This window comes from Ochrobactrum vermis (genome assembly GCF_002975205.1).
Taxonomy (GTDB): Bacteria; Pseudomonadota; Alphaproteobacteria; order Rhizobiales; family Rhizobiaceae; genus Brucella; species Brucella vermis.
Genome location: NZ_PCOC01000001.1, coordinates 2,787,478 through 2,813,054, shown reverse-complemented (window position 1 = coordinate 2,813,054; position 25,577 = coordinate 2,787,478). Strand labels below are relative to the sequence as shown.

The following is a 25,577-nucleotide window of genomic DNA, read 5'->3' as shown; positions in this document are numbered from 1 at the left end:
TTTGTACAGAGTACTTTCGCAACGCTTTTTGATGGCCACGCTTGGCTTTCTGGCATTTTTTCTCATTCTGGCACCGCTTGGCGCCTCACACGAGCATGGAGCGCAAGCTGCAGAGCCCGCAGGCACCACTGTCGGCGCAAGCGGGCTTCCGGTGCCGCGTTTCGTCAGCCTTAAACCGGCTCGCGTCAATCTGCGTATCGGCCCGGGGCGCGACTATGCGGTTTCATGGCTCTTCATGAAGGCAGGGCTGCCGGTCGAGATCATCCAGGAATATGACAACTGGCGTCGTATCCGCGATGCCGACGGCACAGAAGGCTGGGTCTACCAGTCGCTTCTTTCCGGCAAGAGAACCGCCATCACAGCGCCCTGGCTCAAAAACGATCAGGGGGCGATGATCAATATGCGCCGCGACGCCAGCGACACATCGGGACTTGCCGCCGAGATTGAGCCGGGTGTGGTCGGCACGGTGCGTGAATGCACCGGCCAATGGTGCCGGTTGGATATGGGCGGCGTCCGCGGGTGGATAAAGCAATCGGATCTCTGGGGCGTTTACCCGGGCGAGGTCTTTGATTGACCCGGCTTTCTGCAGAAGCGGGATAACGGCACTGGCGAAGCTTGACTTCTCCCGACGCAAACCGATATTGCAAATAAATTGAATTTCGAAGGAGTTTTATGCGCAGACGTTCATCGCTACCGTTTTAACGGATTTGAACCCGCCCATGCGGCGGAACTCCTGTGCATATCCAAAACTCTGGAAAATCATGAAAAATCACGACGTGACAATCCGTGCCTATCGGGCATCGGATAAACCATCTTTATCGTCCATCTGGTATCGTGCCTCACTGGAAGCACATTCTTTTCTTGGAGAAGGTCGGCTTCAAGATCAGCGTCAACTCATCGAGGATGTCTATCTCGAAAAGGCGGAAACATGGGTTGCCACCATCGATGACAGTCCGGTCGGTTTTATTGGCCTGCTGGATTGTTTCATCGGCGGGCTGTTTGTCGACCCTGAGCGTCAAGGCTCTGGTGTGGGGCAGATTCTGATCCGCCACGCCCTGACATTGAAGGGTGAATTATCGCTTGAAGTCTATGCCGATAACGAGCGGGCGTATCACTTCTACAACCGCCTCGGCTTCAAGATTACCGGTCAGCGATCGAAAGATGACAACGGCCTTCCCTTTCGCAATATCCGGATGGACCTGAAAGCCTGATAGAAGAGCGGGGCGAAAAATCGCCCCGCCGCCACTCCAACGTCTCACCAGGCGGGGATCACCGATCCCTTGAATGTCGTGGCAATAAATTCTTTCACTTCATCGCTGTGATAGGATGAAATCAGGGTTTTAACCCAATCGGCATCCTTGTCGGCAGCGCGAACGACGAGAATATTGACGTAAGGCGCCTTCTCGCCTTCCCGTACCAGCGGATCGGCCGCGGGGTTCAGGCCTGCTTCCATGGCATAATTGGTATTGATGACAGCAGCATCGACATCTTCCATCGAACGCGGAAGCTGTGCCGCATCGAGTTCAACGAATTTGAGGCTCTTCGGGTTCTCGATGATGTCGAGGGCGCTGACCTTCAATCCCTTGGCAGGATCGAGCTTGATGATGCCGTTTTCGGCAAGAACGAGCAAAGCACGACCACCATTGGTCGGATCGTTGGGGATCGCAATCGTCGCGCCTTCGGCCAGCTCGGAAATATTCTTCAGCTTCTTCGAATACATACCCATCGGAAAATTGACGGTCTCGGCAACGCTCACAATGTCGAAGCCGCGATCGGCGACCTGATTGTCCAGATAAGGCTTATGCTGAAAAGAGTTGGCTTCCAGCGCGCCGTCCGCGAGCGCCATGTTCGGGATGACATAGTCGGAGAATTCCTGAATATCGATTTCAAGACCGTTCTTTTCAGCGACTTCCTTCACCTTTTCCATGATCTGGGCATGCGGCCCGGGGGTAACTGCGACCCGGACTGTTTTTGCAAAGGCACTGCCGGCGGTAAAAACGGCAAGAACGGTCGCGGCGATGAATAACTTACGCATGATATCTCCTTGGAATGTATCCGGCTGAAACTTGGGAGGCGATTCAGCCTGGATCGCAGAACTTTCTCCCTTTTCAGCCCCACGCAATCCAATACGCAACAAAAAAAGCGGCCATAGCCGCTTTCTTTTCAATCCGGTGTGCAGTGTCGTCCGTTACTGGCCCTTGCGGCGCAAACGAACGATAATATCCACATTGACGATTTCCATACCCTGCGGTGCATCCGGCATGTTGGCAACCGTCGGCTGCCCACGCTCGCCATGTGGAATATCGAACACGACATTTTCGCCTTCGAGGAAGAAATGCTGGTGATCCGAGATATTGGTATCGAAATAGGTTTTCGACCCCTCAACCGCGATAATACGCAGCATACCGGCTTCCGTGAACTGGTGCAGCGTGTTGTAAACTGTCGCCAGAGACACCGGCACATCGGCCATCACGGCCTCTTCGTGGAGGTCTTCGGCAGCCAAATGGCGATCGCCCCGGGCGAAGATCAGGCTCGCAAGCGCAACGCGCTGACGCGTCGGGCGCAAGCCCGCATGGCGGAGCCGCTCTTCCATCGAGACCGTCGAGTGGGTATGTGAAGATTGCATATTCACCGTTGGTTCCGTCACAAGCTTGTAGCAAAATCATCAATCGTCAAACGGGCTGTTGCCCATTGCATACTGACATTGATATATGCCGTTGCGAAATAACTATCAATAGCTTTGGGAATTGCCCGGTTTTTCGGATAAACCCATTGCATGATTTTACTGCCGGAAACAGTCTGTGGTAGGGATGTTCCGGTGAAACCTACAATCGGGCCGGATTGCCGGTCGATACAGAATGAACCTCAAGGGAGGCGTAATGGCAGAACAGAAATCCAGCTACGGGTATGAAGAACTCCTGGCCTGCGCACGCGGCGAGATGTTCGGCCCCGGCAATGCTCAGCTTCCCCTGCCTCCGATGCTGATGGTCCATCGCATCACCGATATTTCTGAAACCGGCGGCGAGTTCGACAAGGGTTATATCCGCGCCGAATATGACGTGCGCCCCGACGACTGGTATTTCCCGTGCCATTTCATGGGCAATCCGATCATGCCGGGCTGTCTCGGCCTCGACGGCATGTGGCAGTTGACCGGTTTCTTCCTCGGCTGGCTCGGCGAGCCGGGCCGCGGCATGGCTCTGTCCACCGGTGAAGTCAAGTTCAAGGGCATGGTGCGTCCGCATACCAAGCTTCTTGAATACGGCATTGATTTCAAGCGCGTCATGCGCGGTCGCCTCGTGCTCGGCACGGCGGATGGCTGGTTGAAAGCCGATGGCGAAACCATCTACCGGGCGAGCGATCTACGCGTCGGCCTGTCGAAGGACAATGAGGGCCAATAAGGCGCCTCAATCACCATCATCCACGAGCGCGACTGCAAAAAAGTGAACAGTTTTCATGCGGCCGCGCTCAAAACATGCGAAGATCGCACCTATGTAACCGCGAACAGGCGGCAGTCCGTATGATGGACACGTCGCTCACGGATCAGGTGTAAAGGAGAACGCGATGCGGCGTGTGGTCGTAACGGGTATGGGGATCGTATCCTCGATTGGTAACAACACCGAAGAGGTCACGGCTTCGCTGCGTGAAGCAAAGTCCGGCATCTCCCGCGCTGAGGAATATGCCGAACTCGGTTTCCGTTGCCAGGTGCACGGTGCCCCGAATATCGACGTCGAAGCGCTGGTCGACCGGCGCGCGATGCGTTTCCATGGCCGTGGTACGGCCTGGAACCACGTCGCCATGGATCAGGCCATTGCGGATGCGGGACTTTCCGAAGAGGAAATTTCCAACGACCGCACTGGCATCATTATGGGTTCCGGCGGTCCTTCGACCCGCACCATCGTTGATTCTGCCGACATCACCCGCGAAAAAGGCCCGAAGCGAGTCGGCCCGTTCGCCGTGCCGAAAGCCATGAGCTCGACGGCTTCCGCGACGCTTGCGACGTTCTTCAAGATCAAGGGCATCAATTATTCGATCTCTTCGGCCTGCGCGACATCCAACCATTGCATCGGCAATGCGTTCGAGATGATCCAGTATGGTAAGCAGGACCGCATGTTCGCAGGCGGCTGCGAGGATCTCGACTGGACGCTTTCGGTTCTGTTTGACGCCATGGGTGCCATGTCGAGCAAATATAATGACACGCCGTCCACCGCATCGCGCGCCTATGACAAGAACCGCGACGGCTTCGTGATTGCAGGCGGCGCCGGTGTTCTGGTGCTGGAAGACCTCGAAACCGCGCTTGCGCGCGGCGCCAAGATTTACGGCGAAATCGTCGGCTATGGCGCAACATCTGACGGTTACGACATGGTTGCGCCGTCTGGTGAAGGCGCGATTCGCTGCATGAAGATGGCGCTTTCGACCGTGAAGACCAAGATTGACTACATCAACCCGCACGCAACCTCGACGCCTGCTGGCGATGCGCCGGAAATCGACGCCATCCGTCAGGTGTTCGGCTCGGGCGACGCCTGCCCGCCGATTGCCGCGACCAAGTCGCTGACCGGACATTCGCTGGGTGCTACCGGCGTGCAGGAAGCGATCTATTCGCTTTTGATGATGCAGAACAATTTCATTTGCGAAAGCGCACATATCGAAGAACTGGACCCTGCCTTCGCGGACATGCCTATCGTTCGCAAGCGCATTGACAACGCTCAGCTCAACACCGTGCTCTCCAACTCCTTCGGATTTGGCGGCACCAATGCAACGCTGGTTTTCCAGCGCTACCAGGGCTGAGGGAGAGGGAAATATGGAAGGTTTGATGAAAGGCAAACGCGGCCTCATCATGGGGGTCGCGAATAATCACTCACTCGCTTGGGGAATTTCAAAACAACTCGCAGCACAGGGCGCCGAACTCGCCTTTACCTATCAGGGCGATGCACTCGGCAAGCGCGTAAAGCCGCTTGCCGAACAGGTCGGCTCTGATTTCGTACTGCCTTGCGATGTGGAAAACATCGAATCTGTCGATGCTGTTTTCGCTGAAATCGAGAAGAAATGGGGAAAGCTCGATTTCATCGTTCACGCCATCGGCTTTTCCGACAAGACCGAACTGAAGGGTCGCTACGCAGACGTCACCACGCGCGAAAATTTCAGCCGCACCATGGTGATTTCCGCCTACTCCTTCACGGAAATGGCTCAGCGCGCCGAAAAGCTTATGAAGGACGGCGGCTCTATCCTGACGCTGACCTATGGCGGTTCGACCCGTACGATTCCGAACTACAACGTGATGGGCGTTGCCAAGGCCGCGCTTGAAGCCATGGTTCGTTATCTTGCTGCCGATTATGGCCCACAGGGCATCCGCGTCAATGCGATCTCGGCTGGCCCGGTTCGCACACTGGCAGGCGCCGGCATCGGCGATGCACGCGCGATTTTCAGCTATCAGCGCCGCAATTCGCCGCTGCGCCGTACTGTCGATATCGACGATGTCGGCAAATCGGCACTCTATTTGCTGTCCGATCTTTCGAGCGGTGTCACCGGTGAAGTCCATTATGTGGATTCCGGCTACAACATCGTCTCCATGCCAACGCTTGAAGAGCTGAAAAGCTCGGATGCGGAGCGCGGCGAATAAGCCTTACAGGGGATTAGAGCGCCGTGCGCCCTCCTAGGCGTACGGCGCCCTAACATTTAAAATTATGTAGTAAAAAAGCCGCCTTTCGAGGCGGCCTTTTTGTTTCATTTCTTTGCATCGAATATCTTGAAGCCATTGGCCTCTTCGAGAAGCGTCACGTTCTTGAACAGCCCCTTCAGCGTTGTCTCATAAGGCAATTGACGGTTTGCGACCATCAGCAGACGACCGCCGATCTTGAGCCGCGAAGCAGCGGCAGCGATAAATGTCTGCCCAAGCGACATGTCTGCCGCGCGTCCTTCGTGAAACGGCGGGTTCATGATCACGGTGTCATAAATACCCGTCATTTTTTCACTGGTTACATCGAACCAGTTGAATGACATTGGCACGGAAGCACCCAGACGCTCCAGATTGCCGCGTGCGGCCTCCAGTGCCTCGTAATCGGCCTCGTAGAGATCGATGGATTTGATGCGATCTGCAAACTTCAGGCATTGCGCAGCAAGATAGCCCCAGCCGGCGCCAAGATCAGCGACGTTGCCAAAGACGATCTTCTCCATATGCGGCACGAGCAGTGCCGAGCCCTTGTCGATAACACCGTGCGAGAACATGCCGGGCTCGGTGCGAAACACATCGTCAATATCGGCGGCAAGCGGCTTCAACGCGGCGATGAAGTCAGCGGTGAGATCGGCGGGACGCCGGAGCCAGAAGACCACCGCATGGTTTTTCGACATGCGGTCGCTGATCTCGGCAATATTGCCGACCCATTTGCGGAAACTGTCGATGCCGAGTTTCTTGTCGCCAGACACGGCAATCCACCCGCCCGGCTCAACACGCGCCAGAAGCTCCGCAAACCACGCCTCATTGCGTCCGCGATGTTTTCCAAGCAGAAGTAGCCCGCCGGAAAAACGCCGCTCCTCGTCCAATTTTGAGCCCAGCCTGGGAACGACACTGAAGCCTTCCTTATCCAGCGCCAGCCAGTCCGGGCGCCAGGGCTGCAGAAAGGTCAGCGCCTGCTTCCATTCATCCTCGAGACGCCGATCCGCAGAAAGACCGCAGGCGAGGAAGGATTGTCCTCGTTCGGGCATATCCAGAATGCCCTGATCGAAGGGAAGAAAGAGTGTTTGTTGTGCCAGTGGGGTCATAGGTGTCATCATGCTTCACCCATGCCGATCAATTGCTCTATGCGCAACAAAAAAGCGCGCCCCCAAAAGCATTGGGAGCGCGCTCTTTTTAAATTGCTTGCAGAGTACGACGCTTATTCAGCGTCTGCTTCCGCCTTCTTTTCAGCAACGACTTCCTTGCCGGTTTCCTGATCGACGACCTTCATCGACAGGCGAACCTTGCCACGTTCGTCGAAGCCCATGAGCTTGACCCAGACCTTCTGGCCTTCCTTAACCACATCGGTGGTCTTGGCAACGCGGTCGGAAGCCAGCTGCGAGATGTGAACCAGACCATCACGCGGACCGAAGAAATTCACAAACGCGCCGAAGTCAGCGGTCTTGACGACCGTGCCTTCGTAGATTTCGCCAACTTCCGGCTCGGCAACGATCGAATGAATCCACTTCTTGGCGGCTTCGATTTCCTTGCCGTTCGACGAAGCGATCTTGACCGTACCATCGTCTTCGATGTTGATCTTCGCGCCAGTCTTTTCGACGATTTCACGAATAACCTTACCGCCCGAACCGATTACATCACGGATCTTGTCGGTAGGAATGTTCATGACTTCGATGCGTGGAGCGAATTCGCCGAGTTCTTCACGCGACGTCGAAAGAGCCTTGCTCATTTCGCCGAGGATGTGAACGCGACCGCCCTTGGCCTGTTCCAGAGCGACCTTCATGATCTCTTCGGTGATACCGTCGATCTTGATGTCCATCTGAAGTGCAGTGATACCGCTTTCGGTACCGGCTACCTTGAAGTCCATGTCGCCGAGGTGATCTTCATCACCCAGGATGTCGGAAAGAACTGCGAAACGCTCGCCTTCCTTGATCAGACCCATGGCAATACCAGCCACCGGACGGGTGATTGGAACGCCTGCATCCATCAGCGCCAGCGAGGTGCCGCAAACGGTTGCCATCGACGAAGAGCCATTCGATTCCGTGATCTCGGAAACAGCGCGGATCGTGTAAGGGAACTGTTCAGCAGCAGGCAGCATTGGATGGATTGCACGCCATGCGAGCTTGCCATGACCAACTTCACGACGACCTGGCGAACCCATACGACCGGTTTCACCGACCGAATATGGCGGGAAGTTGTAATGCAGCATGAAGGATTCTTTGTACGTACCCGTCAGAGAATCGATCATCTGTTCGTCTTCGCCGGTGCCGAGCGTGGCAACAACGATTGCCTGCGTTTCACCGCGGGTAAACAGCGCCGAACCGTGCGTACGCGGCAGAAGGCCGACTTCCGAAACGATTGCGCGAACGGTCGACAAATCGCGACCATCGATACGATTGCCGGTGTCGAGAATGTTCCAGCGAACAATCTTTGCCTGCAGGTGCTTGAAGACAGTTGCAAACTTTTCAGCCGAGAATTCCGGCTCTTCAACGCCTTCAGGGAAGAAATGAGCCTTCGCCTTGGCCTTTGCAGCGTCAACAGCGACGTAGCGAGCCTGCTTTTCCGTGATCTTGTAAGCGTCGCGCAGGTCGTTTTCGACAACTGCAAGCATCTTGGCTTCGAGGTCCGAAAGATCTTCCGGCTGGAAATCGCGTGGTTCCTTGGCAGCAACTTCGGCGAGCTTGATGATCGCGTCGATAACCGGCTGGAAGCCCTTCTGACCGAAAACAACGGCGCCGAGCATGACTTCTTCGGAGAGTTCCTGTGCTTCCGATTCAACCATCAGAACAGCGTCAGCCGTACCGGCAACAACCAGATCGAGCTTCGATTCCGGCATTTCGTCGATATTCGGGTTCAGCACATATTCGCCGTTGATGTAGCCAACGCGTGCGCCGCCGATCGGGCCCATGAAAGGAACGCCGGAAATGGTCAGCGCTGCGGAAGCTGCAACCATCGACAGAACGTCTGGATTGTTCTCAAGGTCATGCTGAATGACAGTCAGAACAACCTGTGTGTCGTTCTTGTAGCCATCGACGAAGAGCGGGCGGATCGGACGGTCGATCAGGCGCGAAACGAGGGTTTCGTTTTCGCTCGGACGGCCTTCACGCTTGAAGAAACCACCAGGGATCTTGCCGGCGGCATAGGTCTTTTCCTGATAGTTGACGGTCAGCGGGAAGAAATCCTGACCTGGCTTTGGTTCCTTGGCAGAAACGACAGTCGCCAGAACGACGGTTTCGCCATAGGTTGCGAGAACTGCGCCGTCGGCCTGACGGGCGATCTTGCCGGTTTCGAGCGTGAGCGGACGACCGCCCCATTCGATTTCCACTTTATGGGTATTGAACATATCTTGTCCTCATACGGAGACGCCGCGCGAAGCGCTAAGGCATCTCCTTGGTTGGCAGACAGGCCACGGGCAAGACAACGGGAAGTTCGTTATGTGTCAGAACATTCATTCCCGAATATTCCCTGACACGAACTGCCTGCAATCCTGCCCCATGACTGGTCCAGGTCATGAGCCGTATGGCTCTTCATCGGCATGACGGAATGCACCTGGTGCGCCGTCTCATGCCAGCGGGCATTCGCCCGATACTGTCGCATTTTGATCTGTCAGCGGCTATCCGCATGACAAAATGCTCGATAAATCAAACGGGCGACGTTTGAACACGTCGCCCGATTTTACCGTTAGCGGCGCAGGCCGAGACGGCCGATCAGCGCCTGGTAACGTGCCTGGTCGATGCCCTTGACATAGTCAAGAAGACGACGACGCTGCGAAACCAGCTTCAGAAGGCCGCGACGCGAATGATTGTCATTCTTGTGGCCCTTGAAATGATCCGTAAGGTTGGCAATACGCTCGGAAAGAACGGCAACCTGTACTTCAGGAGAACCGGTATCGCCTTCCTTGGTGGCGTATTCCTTGATAAGTGCTTGCTTGCGCTCAGCAGTAATCGACATCGTACACCCTTTCTTGATGAGAGGAAAAAGAGACGCCCAGGCCGGGATGTCGTCCAGCGCGGGCCATTTACACGATCTGACATGCTTTTACGCATGATCGATGAGCGGCATATAGTGTAAAATTGGCAGGAATGCCAGTCTCAATTCGATTTGCCGCCCCATCGCGATCTTGTGGCGAAAAATCAGCCCGTTGTAAAAACGCGCTTCGGTTTGAACTGTCCGTGCTCGATATAGCCGATAGCGAGCAATTTTCCGCGTGTCGTGACACAGGCTTCCTCAGCTTCCAAAGGCGCGTCGCGACCACGCAGGATGACCGGATTACCAAGACGCACGCGTTGCGCCTGATCGTCGGAAAGCGGTATCTGCGGCAGACAGTCCAGTGCAGCGCCCGTGTCGATGACCAACGCGTCAATCGCCGAAAAGTCGCGACGCGGTGCCGGTTCCACGATATTGCCTTCCTCATCCTTCGGCGGAAGCGGCGGCCATGCCTGCTCAAGTTCTGCCAGCGTCACGGAATCCTCTTCCGTGAACGGTGCCACTTCGATACGGCGCAGTTCCGAAATATGGCCGTAGCATCCAAGATCGCGGCCCATGTCGCGCGCCAGCGAGCGCACATAGGTGCCCTTGGAGCATTCAACCTCGAATTCGGTGCGGTCTGCATCCGGGATGCCCACAATCTCCAGGCGGTCGATCTCGACTTCACGAGAAGGGATCTCGACGGTCTCACCTTCGCGGGCAAGATCGTAGGCCCGCTCACCGTCTATCTTGATGGCGGAGAACTGCGGCGGCACCTGCGAAATGACGCCTGTATAATTCGGCAGCAATGCCTCGACATCCGCGCGCGACGGGCGCTTGTCCGAGGTTTTGGTGGGCTGACCTTCCAGGTCATCCGTCGAGCGTTCTTCACCCCAGCTGACCGTAAAACGATAGATCTTGGTTCCGTCCATGACATAAGGCACGGTCTTGGTGGCTTCACCCAGCGCTATGGGCAACATGCCGGAAGCAAGCGGATCAAGTGTACCGGCATGACCGGCTTTTTCGGCGTTGAACAGCCACTTGATCTTCGAGACCGCCTCGGTCGATCCCATACCTTTCGGCTTGTCGAAAATAACCCAACCGGAAACCGGACGGCCTTTTTTCTTGCCCCGTCTTGCCATGCTTTATTCGTCTCCATTGCGGGAAGCCTTGTCTGCTTCCCGGTCTTCTTCATCGTCATGCCCAAGATCGCGTGCGACTTCCGGCGAGCGGAGCAGCGCATCGATCTTGGAAAAATTGTCAAAGCTGGTATCTGCCCGGAAGCGGAATTCCGGCATGTACTTCATCTGGCTGAGGCTCGGGGCCATACGGCCGCGAATGAATTTCGCATTCGAAGCCAGCGCCTTGATAACCGCCTGCGTATCGGCATCACCAAGAGGGGTAATGAAGCAAGTTGCGATCTTGAGATCAGGCGACATACGCACTTCCGACACGGAAATCACGGTGCGGGCGATAAGATCGTCGCGGATTTCTCCACGCTGAAGCACCTGTGCCAACGCGTGACGCACCTGCTCGCCCACGCGAAGCTGACGCTGGGAAAGGCCACCTGAGCCTTTTGGATCCGGAGAACGTGCCATAGCTATATCCTCGATAAACAACCATTAATCGGCACCCAGCCCAAATGGCTGTCCGACGAAACGGCTAAAACTGAATGGTGCAACTTACCACAGTTCAGACGGGAGTCAGACCCTCGGAACCGGGTAATGAAAAACCGGACCGCCCATAACAGGACGGTCCGGCATATAGATATTAGAGCGTGCGCGTAATGTGTTCGACGCGGAACGCTTCGATCGTGTCGCCTGCGCGAATGTCGTCGTAGTTTTCGAACGCCATACCGCATTCCTGGCCCATCGGCACTTCCGACACTTCGTCCTTGAAGCGCTTGAGCGTCTTGAGCTTGCCTTCGTGGATAACCACGTTGTCACGGATGAGGCGGACGCCTGCACCACGTTCAACCTTGCCGTCGATAACCCGGCAACCGGCAACCTTACCCACTTTGGTGATGTTGAAGACTTCAAGAATCTCAGCATTACCAATGAAGGTTTCACGACGTTCTGGCGACAGAAGTCCCGACATTGCCGCCTTAACATCTTCGATCAGATCGTAAATGATGTTGTAGTAGCGGATTTCGGTACCCTGCTGGTCGGCCGCATCGCGTGCCTGCTTGTTGGCACGAACGTTGAAGCCAATGATCGCTGCATTGGAGGCTTCGGCCAGCGACACGTCGCTTTCCGTGATACCACCGGCGCCCGAATGGACGATACGTGCACGCACTTCGTCGGTGCCGAGCTTGTCGAGAGCCGTAATGATTGCTTCGACCGAACCCTGCACGTCACCCTTGATGACGAGCGGGAATTCCTTCGTGCCATTCACCTGCAGCTGGCTCATCATCTGCTCAAGCGAGCCGCGCTGACCAGTCTGACGGGCAACAGCCTTATCGCGAGCAAGACGCTGGCGATAATCAGCAATTTCACGAGCCTTGGCTTCGTTGGCAACAACTGCGAAACGATCGCCTGCCTGCGGAGTTCCCTGGAGACCAAGGACTTCAACCGGCATTGCAGGTCCTGCTTCCTTAACGTGTTCGCCATGATCGTTGACCAGAGCGCGCACACGGCCCCATTCGTTACCGGCAGCGATAATATCGCCCGGACGCAATGTACCCTTCTGAACCAGAACGGTTGCGACCGAACCACGGCCACGGTCGAGCTGAGCTTCGATGACGACACCTTCAGCCGTACGTGTCGGATCAGCCTTGAGGTCAAGAATTTCAGCCTGCAGCAAAACTGCTTCAAGCAGCTTGTCGAGGTTGATCTTGTTCTTGGCCGAAACCTCGACGTCGAGCACTTCACCGCCCATCGATTCCACGAAGACATCGTGCTGCAGCAGCGAAGTACGAACCTTCTGAGGATCGGCAGCCGGCTTGTCGATCTTGTTGATCGCAACGATGATCGGAACACCCGCCGCCTTGGCGTGGTTGATCGATTCAATCGTCTGCGGCATCACGCTGTCGTCAGCGGCAACCACCAGAATGGCGATGTCGGTTGCCTGCGCACCGCGGGCACGCATCGCAGTAAAGGCGGCGTGGCCCGGCGTATCGATGAAGGTGATCTTCTGGCCGTTCTGTTCGACCTGATAAGCACCGATATGCTGGGTAATACCGCCAGCTTCACCCGACACGACATTGGCGTGACGGATCGCATCGAGCAGCGAGGTCTTGCCGTGATCGACGTGACCCATGATGGTCACGACCGGAGGACGCGACACGAGTGCTGCCTGATCGTCCACCACGTTGAAGATACCTTCTTCAACGTCGGATTCAGCAACGCGCTTGACGGTATGGCCGAATTCTTCAGCAATGAGCTGCGCCATATCGGCATCGATCACATCGCCCGGCTTCATCATCTGGCCCTGTTTCATCAGGTACTTGATGATGTCGACGGAACGCTCAGCCATACGCTGTGCGAGTTCCTGAAGCGTAATCGTTTCAGGCACGGTCACTTCGCGGGAAATCTTCTCGCGGGTTTCCTGCATCTGCGAACGCTTGAACTTTTCCTGACGGCGACGCATTGCCGACAGCGAACGCGAACGGCCTTCATCTTCCAGATTGCTGGAGATGGTCAGCTTGCCGCGACGACGGTCGTCTTCGGTCTTGGTGACCTTTGGCGTGCGCGCTTCTGGCTTTGCCGGTACACCACGACGAGCAGCCGTCAGGCCACCGCCACGACGATCATCGTCGTCACCCGTAGAACCAGGCTTACGCTGTTGGCTCTGCGGAAGCGGCTTGTTTGCGGTTGGAATGACGTCTGCAATCGCAGGCGATGCCGGACGCTGTCCCTGCCCCTGGCCGGGACGACCACCCTGTGGTGGACGACCCGAATGCTGCGGACGACCGCCCTGCGGGGCAGGACGGGAATCGCCGCGATGCTCCGAACGGCCTTCCGACTGCGGCATGCGCTTGTTTGCTTCTGCTTCTGCGCGAGCCTTGGCTTCCGCTTCTGCCTTCAGACGTGCTTCTTCCTCTGCCTGGCGGCGAGCGGATTCTTCACGCTCCTTGGCGCGGCGTGCATCTTCTTCTGCGCGACGCTTGGCTTCTTCGGCTGCGCGGACACGATCTTCCGCATCACGAACCAACGCGCCTTCCAGCGCACGGCGACGTGCATCCATTTCCGAACGCGACAGCGTATTCAACACCATACCCGAGCGATCAGACTGGCGTGGACGCTGTGACTGCTGGCCGGAGCGCTGCTGGTTACGCGGCTGCTGCTGGGCAACATGCGGCCGAGGCGTTGTCACAGGGGCTGCCGGTGCTGCTGCCGCAGGAGCCTTTGGCTGCTGTGGTGCAGGCGTCGCTGCCGGTGCAGGTGCCTGTGGGGCCGCTGCTGCGGGAGCCGCTGGCGCAGGTGTCGCTACAGGTGCAGGCGTCGCTGCTGGTGCAGGTGCCTGCGGGGCTACGGCTGCAGGAGTTGCCGGAGCAGGTGCAGCTACAGGCTTTGGTGCCGCTGCCTCCACTTCTGGCTTCTCGTCAGGCCGCGAGAATTTGCGCTTCTTCGTTTCAACGACGACAGCCTTCGTGCGGCCGTGGCTGAAATTCTGGCGCACGGTGCTCTGCTCGACGCCTGGCCGCTTCATGGTCAGCGTCTTCTTCGTATTAACGCTCAGCGTCTTGTCGTCGTTCGTTTTATCGCTCATTACGTTTCCGTTTCCTTCGCGGCTCCGGCCGCTCTACTCGAGCATTATCCAACGCGACCTGGTCATGTTGGATAAAGCTCCAGTCATCCGCTTCAACGCGCAATCCGATCCAGGGTCTGCCAAGCCCCTCCAGAGTTGCGCTCTAATCCAGGTTCGATGCGCTTTCACCGCGATAGCGATGCAACAGAAGCGCCCGCTTCACGAACCCGGCCGCCGCCTTTCCTTCAAGTACGGCTGCATGTATCACATTTCCGCCCCCAAATGCCAAATCCATTTCTTCCCCCTTAAAAAGGGTGAAGGCAGGGATTTCGGGGCCATCAAGATGCACCACGGCGCGCCTTGCCTGATCGAGCTTGCGCACGCCATCGGCTGCGGCTTCCTGAGCGTGCAACACCATGGCAGCTGTCCCGGTGCGGATCGCTTGATCCACCTTGGTCGAGCCCGTTACCACGGCGCCCGCCTTACGAGCCAGAGCGAGGCTACCAAGAGCAGATTTCGTCAGCAGCTGGTCCACCAGCGCGCCAAGATCCGCCTGCGGCGTCACACCTTCTTTCAGCGCCCGCGCAAAGAGCTTGCGCTTGACCGCTTCATCCACCAGACGGCGCTCGGCTTTGACCCAGCATCCCCTGCCCGGCAGATTTCTTTTCAAATCCGGCACCACGGACCCGTCGGGACCGGCCACGAAACGGATCAGATCATCGACAGAACCGCTTTCGCGCGTGACGATACAGGTTCTGTCATTCATATCCTGCTCCACGCGAACTCCAGTTTTGCCGTGACGGCCATAGCGGGGCCGCATTCCGGACTTGCACCAATGTCCTGACCGGCTCGCCTGCATCGCTCTTACATGGGCGACGAAATTGCTACGCGAACACCAGTTTTTGACCATGTCCAACGCATCGGACCCGATGCGTGGCGCTGTACCAGAGCAAAAGCCCCACCACAACCCGTAAGATGGCCGGAACTTCATTCGAAACCCGAACTGGTCGATCAATTCAGATGAACGACGACCATTTTTCAGGGTTCAATTGCGAGAGCCGCACAGCTTACGCCTGAATTGCCTCAGACGTAAGAAGCCATGCGGCTCTTCTATTCCAGCGCTCTTCTTACGAAGCGGCTTCCTCTTCACCGGCTTCAGCTTCAGCTTCTTCTTCCTGAGCCGATGCCAGTTCTTCTTCCGTGATCCATCCTGCCTTCAAACGCGCGGAAAGGACCATCTGTTCCGCATCGACGCGCGAAACGTCGAAGGAAGAGAAGATGCCGCTATGAGCGACGGTTTCGCCGTCCTTGCGTTCACGCCAGCCGACCAGATCGTCGACGGCATAACCGGCAAAGTCATCCATCGTCTTGACGCCGTCTTCACCGACTGCCACCAGCATCGCCGTGGTGATGCCCGGCAGTTCACGCAGTTCGTCCTCGACGCCCAGTTCCTTGCGGCGGTCATCCTGTTCGCTTTCGATGCGATCCAGATATTCGCGGGCCCGTTCCTGGATTTCGCCAGCCGTATCCTCATCGAAACCATCGATGGAAGCGATTTCGCCCGACTCTACATAGGCCAGTTCTTCAACGGATGCGAAACCTTCGGAGGCCAGAACCTGACCAACCATCTCGTCAACGTTGAGAGCATCCATGAAGAGGGTCGAACGTTCGGTGAATTCCTTCTGGCGACGTTCGGATTCCTCGTCTTCCGTCAGGATGTCGATGTCCCAGCCGGTGAGCTGGGAAGCAAGGCGCACATTCTGACCGCGACGACCGATTGCAAGTGATAGTTGGTCATTCGGGACGACAACTTCAATACGTTCGGCATCTTCATCGAGCACAACCTTGGCAACTTCAGCCGGCTGAAGCGCGTTGACGATGAAGGAAGCCGCATCCGGAGACCACGGAATGATGTCGATCTTTTCACCCTGCAATTCACCGACAACGGCCTGAACGCGGGAGCCGCGCATACCGACGCAGGCACCGACCGGATCGATGGAGGCGTCACGCGACACGACCGCAATCTTGGCGCGCGAACCCGGATCACGGGCAACCGATTTGATTTCGATGATGCCGTCGTAGATTTCCGGGACTTCCATGGTGAAGAGCTTCGCCATGAAGGACGGATGGGTGCGCGACAGGAAAATCTGCGGGCCACGCTGCTCGCGGCGCACATCGTAGACATAGGCGCGAATGCGGTCGCCATAGCGGAAAGCTTCGCGCGGGATCAGTTCGTCGCGGCGCACAATGGCTTCACCACGACCGAGATCGACGATCACATTGCCGTATTCGACACGCTTGACGGTGCCGTTGACGATTTCGCCAACGCGATCCTTGTATTCGTCATACTGACGGTCACGCTCGGCTTCACGCACTTTCTGCACGATAACCTGCTTTGCCGACTGGGCGGCGATACGACCGAAATCCATCGGCGGCAACTGATCGGCGATGAAGTCGCCGACCTGCGCATCCGGATTGCGATCGCGAGCGGTGAACAGCGAAATCTGCGTCGCGTAATCCTCGACATGCTCAACGACTTCGAGCAGGCGCTGCAGCTTGATCTCACCGGACTTCGCATTGATGTCCGCGCGGATGTTGCTTTCCTGGCCGTAACGCGAACGCGCCGCCTTCTGGATCGCATCGGCCATGGCCGCAAGAACGATCTCGCGGTCGATCGACTTCTCGCGTGCGACCGCATCGGCGATCTGCAGAAGCTCCAGCCTGTTAGCACTGACTGCCATTGGACTCTCCTTGGTGTCGCATCCGGCTCCTCAAGATACCGGACGCCTGAAACTTATTTCTTCTTTTCGGCTTCGCCCGATGCGGCTTCGTCAGACCCAGCTTCGCCGGACTGTTCATCCGTTTCGACTTCCTGAACACCGCCCAGATCGTCACCGGGGATGCGGCCTTCGCGCAGGGCCTTGTCCTTGCGCAGCGCATCGCGGATCAGGTCATCGGTCAGCACGAGACGCGCATCCGAAATCAGATCGAATGGAATGCGCACGACAGGTTCGTTACCGTAGGAAATCTGATCGCTTTCGATCACAACCGTTTCCGCATCGCCCAGAACGATACGCCCGCGGAATTTCTTGCGGCCCTCGTGCACGATAGAGGTTTCCACCTTCGCAACATGACCGGCCCAGTCGGAAAAGTCCGACTTGCGGACCAGTGGACGGTCGATACCAGGAGACGAAATCTCCAGATGATATTTTCCGCTGATTGGGTCTTCCACGTCGAGAACCGGCGCAACGGTGCGGCTGACCAGTTCGCAATCCTCGACGGTCATCGTGCCATCGGGGCGTTCGGCCATGATCTGCAGGGTCTGGCCATTCAGTCCCGAAAGGCGCACGCGCACCAGTCGAAAGCCCAGCGTATTGATGATGGGCTCGATGATAGAAGCCACTTTCGCATCGATGCCCGTCTCGCGAATGATGCGTTCATTCGCGCCTGTCGCAAGCGCCTCTGCTTCGTTTGCCTGAACCTGTTCCGTCAACCTAAAAACCTTTCGAGAAGCTGGAAAAGCCTCTTCAAGCAGGCCGTAAGTAACAAAAAAGAGCGGGACCGGGTGGACCCACTCTTGTTCAAACGACCAAGAATTTGAGACTTATATACCAGCGGAAGCGGCTTTTTTCAAGACCGCTTCTGAGGTTCGATTGATTGTGTTCGCTACAGGCAGCTTCAACGGCGGATAAAGGTCAGATAGGCAGCACGCCGACCTTCGCGAAAAGCCTTTGCTTCATAGCGTGTGCCCGGCCAGCCTTCATAAGCGCCGTTCCAGTCGGACGGGCCGTCGGCCTGCCAGTCGAATGCCGGATGACGGCGACAATGCTGGAGCGTCCAGTTGACATAATGCTCGATGTCGGAAGCAAAGCGAAATTTTGCACCGGGCTTCAGCACGCGGGCGAAGCGGTCAAGATTGGCATCGCTGACGAAACGGCGCTTCCAGTGGCGTCGCTTGTGCCAAGGGTCAGGATAGAAAAGATCAATGCCGGAAAGGGATGCGTCCGGCAGCCAGTCGAGGACCGCCGTTGCATCCTCGTCATAGAGGCGCAGGTTCGGGCGCGGCGCCTCATCGAGTGCCGCAAGCATTTTTGCCATGCCGTTGACGAACGGTTCGACACCAATGAAACCCGTCTGCTGATGGCGACCTGTCTCATGGTGCAGATGCTCGCCGCCGCCGAAACCGATTTCCAGACGCACAGCCTCGACCTTCGTTTCAAAAAGCGCACGCAGATCCTGTGGTGCCGGGCTTTCGAGGTCGATCTTGATGTGCGGCAGAAGATCCTCGAACAGGTTCTTCTGATGGCTCCGCAGAGGCTTGCCGTGGCGTCGGCCGAAAAAGTTTCCGGCACCGCGCAGAGGATGAGATTCTTCGGTCATGTTTTATCCGTCGGCGTCATAATGAATAATAGTGCGCGTTTCGATCCGATTGAATCAGATCTGCGCTCTATCTATTTGTTCAGACGCACATCTTGTCCGAAAACCATTTCACACTTTTCGGGATGCGCTAATAGCAGAGGAGCGCGATCAAAGACCGCGCTCCTCGAAATTTGCCTGGACACATAACGCCAAGCGGCCTGCGATGCAACTTTCCCTGGGAGAAGTTACGCCACTGCTGCCTTCAGCGCCTTGGTGAGGTCGGTCTTCTCCCAGGAGAAGGAACCGTCACGACCCGGCTTGCGACCGAAATGGCCATAAGACGAGGTCTTGGCATAGATCGGCTTGTTGAGGTCAAGATGCTTGCGAATACCCGTCGGTGACAGGTCCATGACTTCGCGAAGCGCTTCCTCGACTGCGGCTTCGGCCACTTTGCCGGTACCATGCAGATCGACGTAAACCGAAAGCGGCTGCGCCACGCCGATAGCATAGGAAAGCTGGATCGTGCAGCGGTCGGCAAGTCCGGCGGCAACGACGTTCTTGGCGAGATAGCGCGCGGCATAAGCGGCGGAGCGATCGACCTTGGTCGTGTCCTTGCCCGAGAATGCGCCACCGCCATGAGGAGCGGCCCCGCCATAAGTATCCACGATAATTTTGCGGCCAGTCAGCCCGGCATCACCGTCCGGTCCGCCAATGACGAACTTGCCGGTCGGATTGATGTACCAGTTGCAGGTGGCTGCAATCGGAAGCTCGCCGAGCGCGTCCCGGATGTAGGGCTCGACAACCGAACGAACCTTCTTTGAATCCCAGTTTGCATCCAGGTGCTGCGTGGAAAGAACGATCTGCGTGACTTCGGCGGCCTTGCCGTTCTCGTAACGCACCGTGACCTGGCTCTTGGCGTCGGGGCCGAGCTTGCCCGCATCGCCCTCGCCCTTGTGGCGGGCTTCCGAGAGCTTTTCGAGTATCTTGTGCGAATAATAGATCGGTGCCGGCATGAGATCCGGGGTTTCGCGGCAGGCATAACCGAACATGATGCCCTGATCGCCTGCACCTTCTTCGCCCTGACGGTCGGCGGCATTGTCCACGCCCTGCGCGATATCGGCGGACTGCGGATGCAGAAGCACGTCGATCTTCACCGTCTTCCAGTTGAAACCGTCCTGTTCGTAACCGATTTCGCGGATCGCCTTGCGGGCTGCCGAGCGGAAGCGCGAAGGATTGATCAGCGGATGTCCGGCCGCATCGTGGGCGACAGTGCCGTCCTTATTCTTCTTCAGGAAGGTATCCGGCACACGCACTTCGCCGGCAATGACCACGCGATTGGTGGTGGCAAGCGTTTCGCAGGCAACACGGACAGACCATGGATCCACGCCGGTGCGGCGCGCTTCCTTGTAGATCATGTCCACGATTTCATCGGAGATGCGGTCGCAAACCTTGTCCGGATGTCCTTCGGACACAGATTCGCTGGTGAAGAGATAAGAACTGCGCGACACGGGTAACCCCTCTTGAAAATCCAACGGAGAATATCTCCGCCATGGAAACACAGTAGCGCCCGGAACAGGTTTTCAGCGTTCCGGGCACAGTAATGTGTTAGCGAAGTTGGGATTAAACCGTCAATGCATATTCTTGTTGCGACAGCGCCTCAGCGGGAAAATTCGTTTCAGACGGCATTTCCTGCCGGTTCAGGCGCTGCAAATCGCAAAATCCAGCGGGACATGCCTATGTCCCGCTTTACTGCTCTTCTCAAGAACTGAAATCAGTCGGCGTCCGCAGCGAGCGACTTCACGAGATCGATGATCTTGCGGCGCACTTTCGGATCTGAAATTTTCGTGAACGCGCGGGTCAACTGCACGCCTTCATTGGAATTCAGGAAATCGACCACATAGGTCGCTTCGTTGTCCTCTGCAAAACCGGCCTGGGCCGAGGAGCCTGGTGCATCTTCAAAAAAGAAGGAAACCGGGACATTCAGAATTGACGAGATCGCCTGAAGTCGGCTTGCACCGACGCGGTTGGTGCCTTTCTCGTATTTCTGGATCTGCTGAAAGGTAATTCCGAGGCTTTCGCCGAGCTTTTCCTGACTGAGGCCCAGCATGTTACGGCGGAGACGGATGCGGCTGCCGACATGCACGTCAATGGGATTGGGCTTCTTTTTATTCTCAATCATACAGTTGTCACTCCTCGCAGCTGCGAGCTTTCATTCATGCTCTGTTCATCTGAACAGCGATAACAATAAGTTTTGGAAGGTAGTCTGACGATTTTTCCGCAAAAACCGTCGCCGCCGGGCCATAACAACGTAACAATATTAGTCTGTCAATGAAAACGCCTGCCGAATGGCAGTCGGAAAGCCATGCTCACCACGAGTAAGGTTAACAGCGCTACCAGAGATTGTCGTGCACCCTGTGGCGTGCCCCAAAATGGTGCACGAGATGACGGTAGGTAAGCGTCGATGACCCCGACGGCATTATGGGCCAGCCCTTCAGTGATTCGACCATAAGCATCAACAACAGCCGAAAGACCATTATTAGCTGCACGAATGAGCGGCAGGCCCTGTTCCACGGCGCGCACCTGCGCCTGGCGGAAATGCTGGTACGGGCCCGGCGTGTCACCATACCATGCATCGTTTGTCACATTGATGATGGCGCTGGCTTTTTGGCCCGTATATCCAAGCTCGTCCGGAAAAATTGCTTCGTAACAGATCAGCGGCAGAAAGGTCTGGCCGTCTTTCACGTTCAGCGCGCGACGCGACGCGCCAGCGGTAAATCCGCCGGGCATTTCCACCACTTCCTGAAGCCCAAGCCTGCGCAGAAAACTTTCGTACGGGAGATATTCGCCAAACGGGACCAGATGCACCTTGTCGGCGGCATCGACAATGACACCGCGATCATCGATCGTATAGATCGAGTTATAGTAGCGCGGTTCACCGCCACCGGTCGCCTTCTCTTCACGAACGGCGCCGGCCAACAGCACCTGCCCGTCCTGCAAAACTTCACCGATGCGTGACAGAGCCTCGGGCGTCGAGGTGAGGATGTAAGGAACCGCCGTCTCCGGCCATATGATCACATCGGGCTTCGGCTTGCCGTCGGCAGGCGCCTCCCCAGTCAGCGACACCAATGTGTCGAAGATCGACCGGCGCTCGGCATTGTCCCATTTCATGGTCTGGGCGATGGAAGGCTGTACGATACGAACTGCGAGCGACCCTTTTTCCTCACCGATTGCCGGTGCTTGTGAAAGCGTCCAGGCACCGAAGCCAACGTGACCGGCGATGAGTAACAGGGCAAATGCGATGCCCGTCTTTGCAAACCGCCCGCCGATCAACAGAGCAGGCGCCGCGAAGACGAACACCGCCAAGGCGCTCATTCCGATCAGGCCCAGCACGGCAACCGATTGCATCAGAAGCGGCGTCGGCATGACGGCATAGCCGATAGCGTTCCAGGGGAAGCCGGTGAACAGGAAAAGGCGCAACCATTCCGCCAGCGCAAAACCGAATGCAAGCGCGAAGATGCGCCCCAATCCATCCGACCAGAATATGCGCGCAACCATAGTTGCCAATGCATAAAACAATGCGAGAAAGGCAGGCAGGCCCAGAACTGCAAGTGGCAGGGCCCATGCGAACTGGTCCGCATCGACGAGCAGCGCCGTACCGATCCACCACAGCCCGAAAACGAAATAGCCGAACCCGAACCACCAACCAACTATGGCTGCAGGAAGCAGGCGGCGAACCGGTCCAGCGTTCGCTTTCGCAATGGCACCGTCGATCAGCCAGACAAGAATGGGAAATGAGATGAAGCCCGCGACGAAAACATCAAATGGCGGCTGCGTCAGCGTGGCGAAAGCGCCGCTCAGAAAAGCGGCCAGCGCACGACGCCAGCCGCTCGAAAGAATGATCCTCCCCGCGAGCCTTTCGATCATCAGGCCTCTTTGGGATTGTCGGTTGCGGCTTCCGCGTCTGTCGGCTGCTCTCCGGGCTTGGACGATACAACCGCGCGCTGCTGGCGACGGCGGTCAGCCGCAGAAAGCGGCACGATGCGCACTTTCTTCACACGGCGCGGATCCACTTCCAGCACATGGAATTCATAGCCCGGAATAGCCTGCACCACCTCGCCGCGAACCGGAATACGTCCAAGGACCGAGAAGATGAGACCCCCGACCGTGTCGACATCCTCGCCATGCTCGCCCACTTCGAAGGACGGGCCGATTTTTGCGGTCAGTTCTTCCAGATCGGCGCGCGCATCGACAACGAACACGCCATCGGCCTCTTCGGCGATCATGATTTCTTCGTCGTCATGTTCATCTTCGATATCGCCGACAACCATTTCGACGATGTCTTCCAGCGAAACCAGGCCGTCTGTACCGCCATATTCATCGATGACCAGCGCCATCTGGATATGGGTCGCCTGCATGCGCGCCATCAGGCCGCTTGCCATCATGGATGGCGGCACGAACAGGACCTTGCGCATCAGATTGAGCTCGCCGATCGTCTTGGTAAGATCGATACGGCTCATGTCGAATTTGGCGGCTTTGTCTTCCGCAGTCGCCTTGCGCGTGCTGCTGCGGCGAGTGGTCTTCTGACGGGCCTGCTTGGTGATGAAATTCAGGACATCGCGGATATGGATCATGCCGCGCGGATCGTCCAGCGTCTCGGCATAGACCGGCATACGCGAATGGCCGGATTTTTCGAAAAGCTCCAGCACTTCCCAGAGCGGCGTGGAAATTTCCACGGCCTCGACATCGGCACGCGGGATCATCACGTCTTCGACGCGGATTTCGCGCAGGCGAAGGATGTTGTGCAGCATCGCCTTTTCTTCAGGCGAGAATGCGGAATCCTGTTCGCTTGCCGTGCTGGAAAGAGCATCGGCCAGATCTTCGCGCAAGGAAGATGACTGGCGCGAGCGCATGAACGGGAAAATGTTAGACAACAGGGAACGCCTCTCGGCCACTACAGGCCGCTGCGTACTTTGCCCTTCGGCGTCTTGGGTCTCGCTGCGATTTTCGCCAGCGGACGGAGAATGCGATGTTTGATCAGCCATGGTCAATCGTTGTTAGTGTCTTCATCGGATACAGCATAAGGGTCGGGGATGGCAAGAGCATGAAGGATTTCACGCTCGCGGCCCTCCATCACCTCCGCTTCCACATCGGTTTCGTGATCGTAACCCAAAAGGTGCAGGAAACCATGCACGACGAGGTGAGTGAGATGATTTTCGAGCGGCTTGCCCTCTTCACGGGCTTCTCGCTCGACAGTTTCCCGTGCGATGATGATATCGCCCAGCATTGGCCCCGGCTGCGCCCCGGCCTTGACCGGAAATGCCGGAAATGAAAGCACATTGGTCGGCTTGTCCTTGCCGCGCCATTCCGCATTCAGGCTCTGGATCGAAGCATCGTCGGTGAAGACGACACTCAGCTCGCTTGTCGCGCTTTTCAAGCCAAGATTGGTCCAGGCAGCTTCGACCGGCGTTCTGACGAACCCTTCAAGGGTAGTCTCATCCGGCCAGTTGCCGGCTTCGACCATGATATCGATATGGATCGCGTTATTTGACACGTTCTACAGCGGCTCCCCGTATCGAGCAGCCGCTTCATCCTTTCAGTTACAAGAAAGCTGTCTGCCAAAAAGGCAGACAGCACCCTTTAAATCGTGATTCCGATAGGCAATTGCAAGATCAATCCGCGTACTCGCATCATTCCGAACGGGCGTGCTGCTTGCCGTCGCGATCGTAAGCCCCGACGATGGCTGCCACCAGCGGATGACGAACGACATCCTTCTCGGTGAAACGCACCTTAATGACGCCTTCGACATCGTCCAGCACGCGTAGTGCTTCCACGAGACCCGACTTCTGGCCCGGCGGAAGATCGATCTGGCTCGGATCGCCAGTCACGATCATGCGCGAACCCTCGCCGAGGCGGGTCAGGAACATCTTCATCTGCATGGACGTCGTGTTCTGGGCTTCATCGAGAATGACCGCAGAATGCGCCAGCGTGCGCCCGCGCATGAAAGCCAGCGGCGCGATCTCGATCACGTTCGCAGTGATGGCACGCTCGACTTTATCGGCGGGCATCATGTCATAAAGCGCATCATAGAGCGGGCGCAGATAGGGATCGACCTTTTCCTTCATGTCACCCGGCAGGAAGCCCAGTCGTTCACCAGCCTCGACAGCCGGACGCGACAGGATAATGCGCTCGACGAGACCGCGCTCAAGCAACATGGCTGCATGGGCGACGGCAAGATAGGTCTTGCCGGTACCGGCAGGTCCGACGCCGAGCACCAGCTCCGACCGGTCAAGCGCACGCATATAGGCGTCCTGCGTCGGCGTGCGGGCAAAGATCGTCTTCTTGCGCGTGGAAATCTGGGCTGCCGAAAGCTTGCCCTTGTTTTCCATGGTCGGTAGCGTCAACTGGTCATCGGCAGCGATTGCCATGCGCAACGCTCCGTCGACATCCGAAGTCGTCAGCTCATGACCCTTCTGCAGCGTTTCATAAAGATGATCAAGCGTACGCCGCGCCTGCTCGGTTGCGGTCGGCTCGCCCCGGATCGAAAGCTGGTTCCCCTTGGAGCGGACATCCACGCCAAGCTTCTGTTCGATACGGGCCAGATTTTCATCGAACTGACCGTAAAGCGCGCTGGCAAAACGGTTGTTGTCGAAGGTGAGCACGATGTGGGCCATATCCGAGGCCCCGGTCGTCGGGCTTTTTTGCGTTTGATTGGTTGGCTTGGCAGACTTCAGCTTTTCCGTAGCGCTCAACCGTATCTCCTTAAAGCAGAATCCTGAAAAGTTGCAGACTTTTCAGACCAGATTCTGCGTGAACACAAACCGTTCACGCTTTGCAATCACCGTCTCGACAGGATTACCGGCAAGCGACTCAAAACGCCGAAATTTTCTGCCTCAAC

At 57.0% G+C, this 25,577-nt stretch carries 23 protein-coding genes; 5 read left to right on the top strand and 18 right to left on the bottom strand.

Translation table 11 applies throughout. From position 1 onward, the window contains the following. The first annotated feature begins 1 nt into the window (after position 1). On the top strand, positions 2 to 574 hold the full coding sequence (locus CQZ93_RS14020) for an SH3 domain-containing protein (RefSeq protein ID WP_105543087.1): 573 nt from the start codon (positions 2 to 4) through the stop codon (positions 572 to 574). A 187-nt stretch (positions 575 to 761) separates the two neighbouring features. Continuing rightward, positions 762 to 1,211, top strand: coding sequence for a GNAT family N-acetyltransferase (locus tag CQZ93_RS14015; protein ID WP_105543086.1), 450 nt, complete (start codon positions 762 to 764; stop codon positions 1,209 to 1,211). A gap of 44 nt (positions 1,212 to 1,255) precedes the next feature. Here CQZ93_RS14015 and CQZ93_RS14010 read toward each other — a convergent pair whose 3' ends face one another. After that, positions 1,256 to 2,035: a MetQ/NlpA family ABC transporter substrate-binding protein gene (locus tag CQZ93_RS14010; protein WP_105543321.1), complete on the bottom strand. Its 780-nt coding sequence runs from the start codon at positions 2,033 to 2,035 to the stop codon at positions 1,256 to 1,258. Positions 2,036 to 2,188: 153 nt separating this feature from the next. Continuing rightward, positions 2,189 to 2,626: an iron response transcriptional regulator IrrA gene (irrA, locus tag CQZ93_RS14005; RefSeq protein ID WP_105543085.1), complete on the bottom strand. Its 438-nt coding sequence runs from the start codon at positions 2,624 to 2,626 to the stop codon at positions 2,189 to 2,191. 253 nt (positions 2,627 to 2,879) lie between these two features. On the opposite strand from irrA, the gene fabA reads away from it, so the two are divergent. The 3 genes from fabA to fabI all read left to right on the top strand — a co-directional run bounded on the left by fabA (position 2,880) and on the right by fabI (position 5,617). After that, positions 2,880 to 3,398, top strand: a complete 519-nt coding sequence (fabA, locus tag CQZ93_RS14000; RefSeq protein WP_105543084.1) for a 3-hydroxyacyl-[acyl-carrier-protein] dehydratase FabA — start codon at positions 2,880 to 2,882, stop codon at positions 3,396 to 3,398. A gap of 163 nt (positions 3,399 to 3,561) precedes the next feature. Further along, positions 3,562 to 4,785, top strand: a complete 1,224-nt coding sequence (fabB, locus tag CQZ93_RS13995; protein ID WP_105543083.1) for a beta-ketoacyl-ACP synthase I — start codon at positions 3,562 to 3,564, stop codon at positions 4,783 to 4,785. 13 nt (positions 4,786 to 4,798) lie between these two features. Then, on the top strand, positions 4,799 to 5,617 hold the full coding sequence (fabI, locus tag CQZ93_RS13990) for an enoyl-ACP reductase FabI (RefSeq protein WP_105543082.1): 819 nt from the start codon (positions 4,799 to 4,801) through the stop codon (positions 5,615 to 5,617). Between the two features lie 104 nt (positions 5,618 to 5,721). On the opposite strand, the gene CQZ93_RS13985 is transcribed toward fabI, so the two are convergent. The 16 genes from CQZ93_RS13985 to CQZ93_RS13905 all read right to left on the bottom strand — a co-directional run bounded on the left by CQZ93_RS13985 (position 5,722) and on the right by CQZ93_RS13905 (position 25,431). After that, complete coding sequence (locus CQZ93_RS13985) at positions 5,722 to 6,756, bottom strand: class I SAM-dependent methyltransferase (protein WP_105543081.1); 1,035 nt, start codon at positions 6,754 to 6,756, stop codon at positions 5,722 to 5,724. 113 nt (positions 6,757 to 6,869) lie between these two features. Continuing rightward, positions 6,870 to 9,011, bottom strand: a complete 2,142-nt coding sequence (pnp, locus tag CQZ93_RS13980) for a polyribonucleotide nucleotidyltransferase (RefSeq protein ID WP_105543080.1) — start codon at positions 9,009 to 9,011, stop codon at positions 6,870 to 6,872. 338 nt (positions 9,012 to 9,349) lie between these two features. Further along, a complete protein-coding gene (gene rpsO / locus CQZ93_RS13975) occupies positions 9,350 to 9,619 on the bottom strand; it encodes a 30S ribosomal protein S15 (protein ID WP_024898336.1) in 270 nt (89 codons plus the stop codon). A 182-nt stretch (positions 9,620 to 9,801) separates the two neighbouring features. Beyond that, a complete protein-coding gene (gene truB / locus CQZ93_RS13970) occupies positions 9,802 to 10,776 on the bottom strand; it encodes a tRNA pseudouridine(55) synthase TruB (protein WP_105543079.1) in 975 nt (324 codons plus the stop codon). Between the two features lie 3 nt (positions 10,777 to 10,779). Then, on the bottom strand, positions 10,780 to 11,232 hold the full coding sequence (gene rbfA, locus CQZ93_RS13965; protein ID WP_105543078.1) for a 30S ribosome-binding factor RbfA: 453 nt from the start codon (positions 11,230 to 11,232) through the stop codon (positions 10,780 to 10,782). Between the two features lie 172 nt (positions 11,233 to 11,404). Next, on the bottom strand, positions 11,405 to 14,344 hold the full coding sequence (gene infB / locus CQZ93_RS13960; RefSeq protein ID WP_105543077.1) for a translation initiation factor IF-2: 2,940 nt from the start codon (positions 14,342 to 14,344) through the stop codon (positions 11,405 to 11,407). 142 nt (positions 14,345 to 14,486) lie between these two features. Continuing rightward, a complete protein-coding gene (locus tag CQZ93_RS13955) occupies positions 14,487 to 15,143 on the bottom strand; it encodes an RNA-binding protein (protein ID WP_105543076.1) in 657 nt (218 codons plus the stop codon). Between the two features lie 307 nt (positions 15,144 to 15,450). Further along, positions 15,451 to 17,064: a transcription termination factor NusA gene (nusA, locus tag CQZ93_RS13950; RefSeq protein ID WP_105543075.1), complete on the bottom strand. Its 1,614-nt coding sequence runs from the start codon at positions 17,062 to 17,064 to the stop codon at positions 15,451 to 15,453. Between the two features lie 53 nt (positions 17,065 to 17,117). Beyond that, on the bottom strand, positions 17,118 to 17,816 hold the full coding sequence (gene rimP / locus CQZ93_RS13945; protein WP_105543074.1) for a ribosome maturation factor RimP: 699 nt from the start codon (positions 17,814 to 17,816) through the stop codon (positions 17,118 to 17,120). Between the two features lie 185 nt (positions 17,817 to 18,001). Continuing rightward, positions 18,002 to 18,703 carry a tRNA (guanine(46)-N(7))-methyltransferase TrmB gene (gene trmB, locus CQZ93_RS13940; protein ID WP_105543073.1) on the bottom strand — a complete coding sequence of 234 codons (702 nt, stop codon included), beginning with the start codon at positions 18,701 to 18,703 and terminating at the stop codon, positions 18,002 to 18,004. Positions 18,704 to 18,927: 224 nt separating this feature from the next. Continuing rightward, positions 18,928 to 20,190, bottom strand: a complete 1,263-nt coding sequence (gene metK, locus CQZ93_RS13930) for a methionine adenosyltransferase (protein WP_105543071.1) — start codon at positions 20,188 to 20,190, stop codon at positions 18,928 to 18,930. A 263-nt stretch (positions 20,191 to 20,453) separates the two neighbouring features. Further along, positions 20,454 to 20,861 carry a helix-turn-helix domain-containing protein gene (locus tag CQZ93_RS13925; protein WP_105543070.1) on the bottom strand — a complete coding sequence of 136 codons (408 nt, stop codon included), beginning with the start codon at positions 20,859 to 20,861 and terminating at the stop codon, positions 20,454 to 20,456. Between the two features lie 146 nt (positions 20,862 to 21,007). Further along, positions 21,008 to 22,606, bottom strand: a complete 1,599-nt coding sequence (lnt, locus tag CQZ93_RS13920) for an apolipoprotein N-acyltransferase (RefSeq protein WP_105543069.1) — start codon at positions 22,604 to 22,606, stop codon at positions 21,008 to 21,010. Beyond that, complete coding sequence (locus tag CQZ93_RS13915) at positions 22,606 to 23,724, bottom strand: hemolysin family protein (RefSeq protein ID WP_105543068.1); 1,119 nt, start codon at positions 23,722 to 23,724, stop codon at positions 22,606 to 22,608. Before CQZ93_RS13915 ends, lnt begins: the two co-directional genes overlap by 1 nt. A gap of 2 nt (positions 23,725 to 23,726) precedes the next feature. Next, the gene (gene ybeY / locus CQZ93_RS13910) at positions 23,727 to 24,233 is read right to left on the bottom strand and encodes an rRNA maturation RNase YbeY (RefSeq protein WP_105543067.1); all 507 of its coding nucleotides are present in this window, start codon (positions 24,231 to 24,233) and stop codon (positions 23,727 to 23,729) included. 136 nt (positions 24,234 to 24,369) lie between these two features. Further along, positions 24,370 to 25,431, bottom strand: coding sequence for a PhoH family protein (locus CQZ93_RS13905; protein WP_174977410.1), 1,062 nt, complete (start codon positions 25,429 to 25,431; stop codon positions 24,370 to 24,372). Between the last annotated feature and the right edge of the window lie 146 nt (positions 25,432 to 25,577).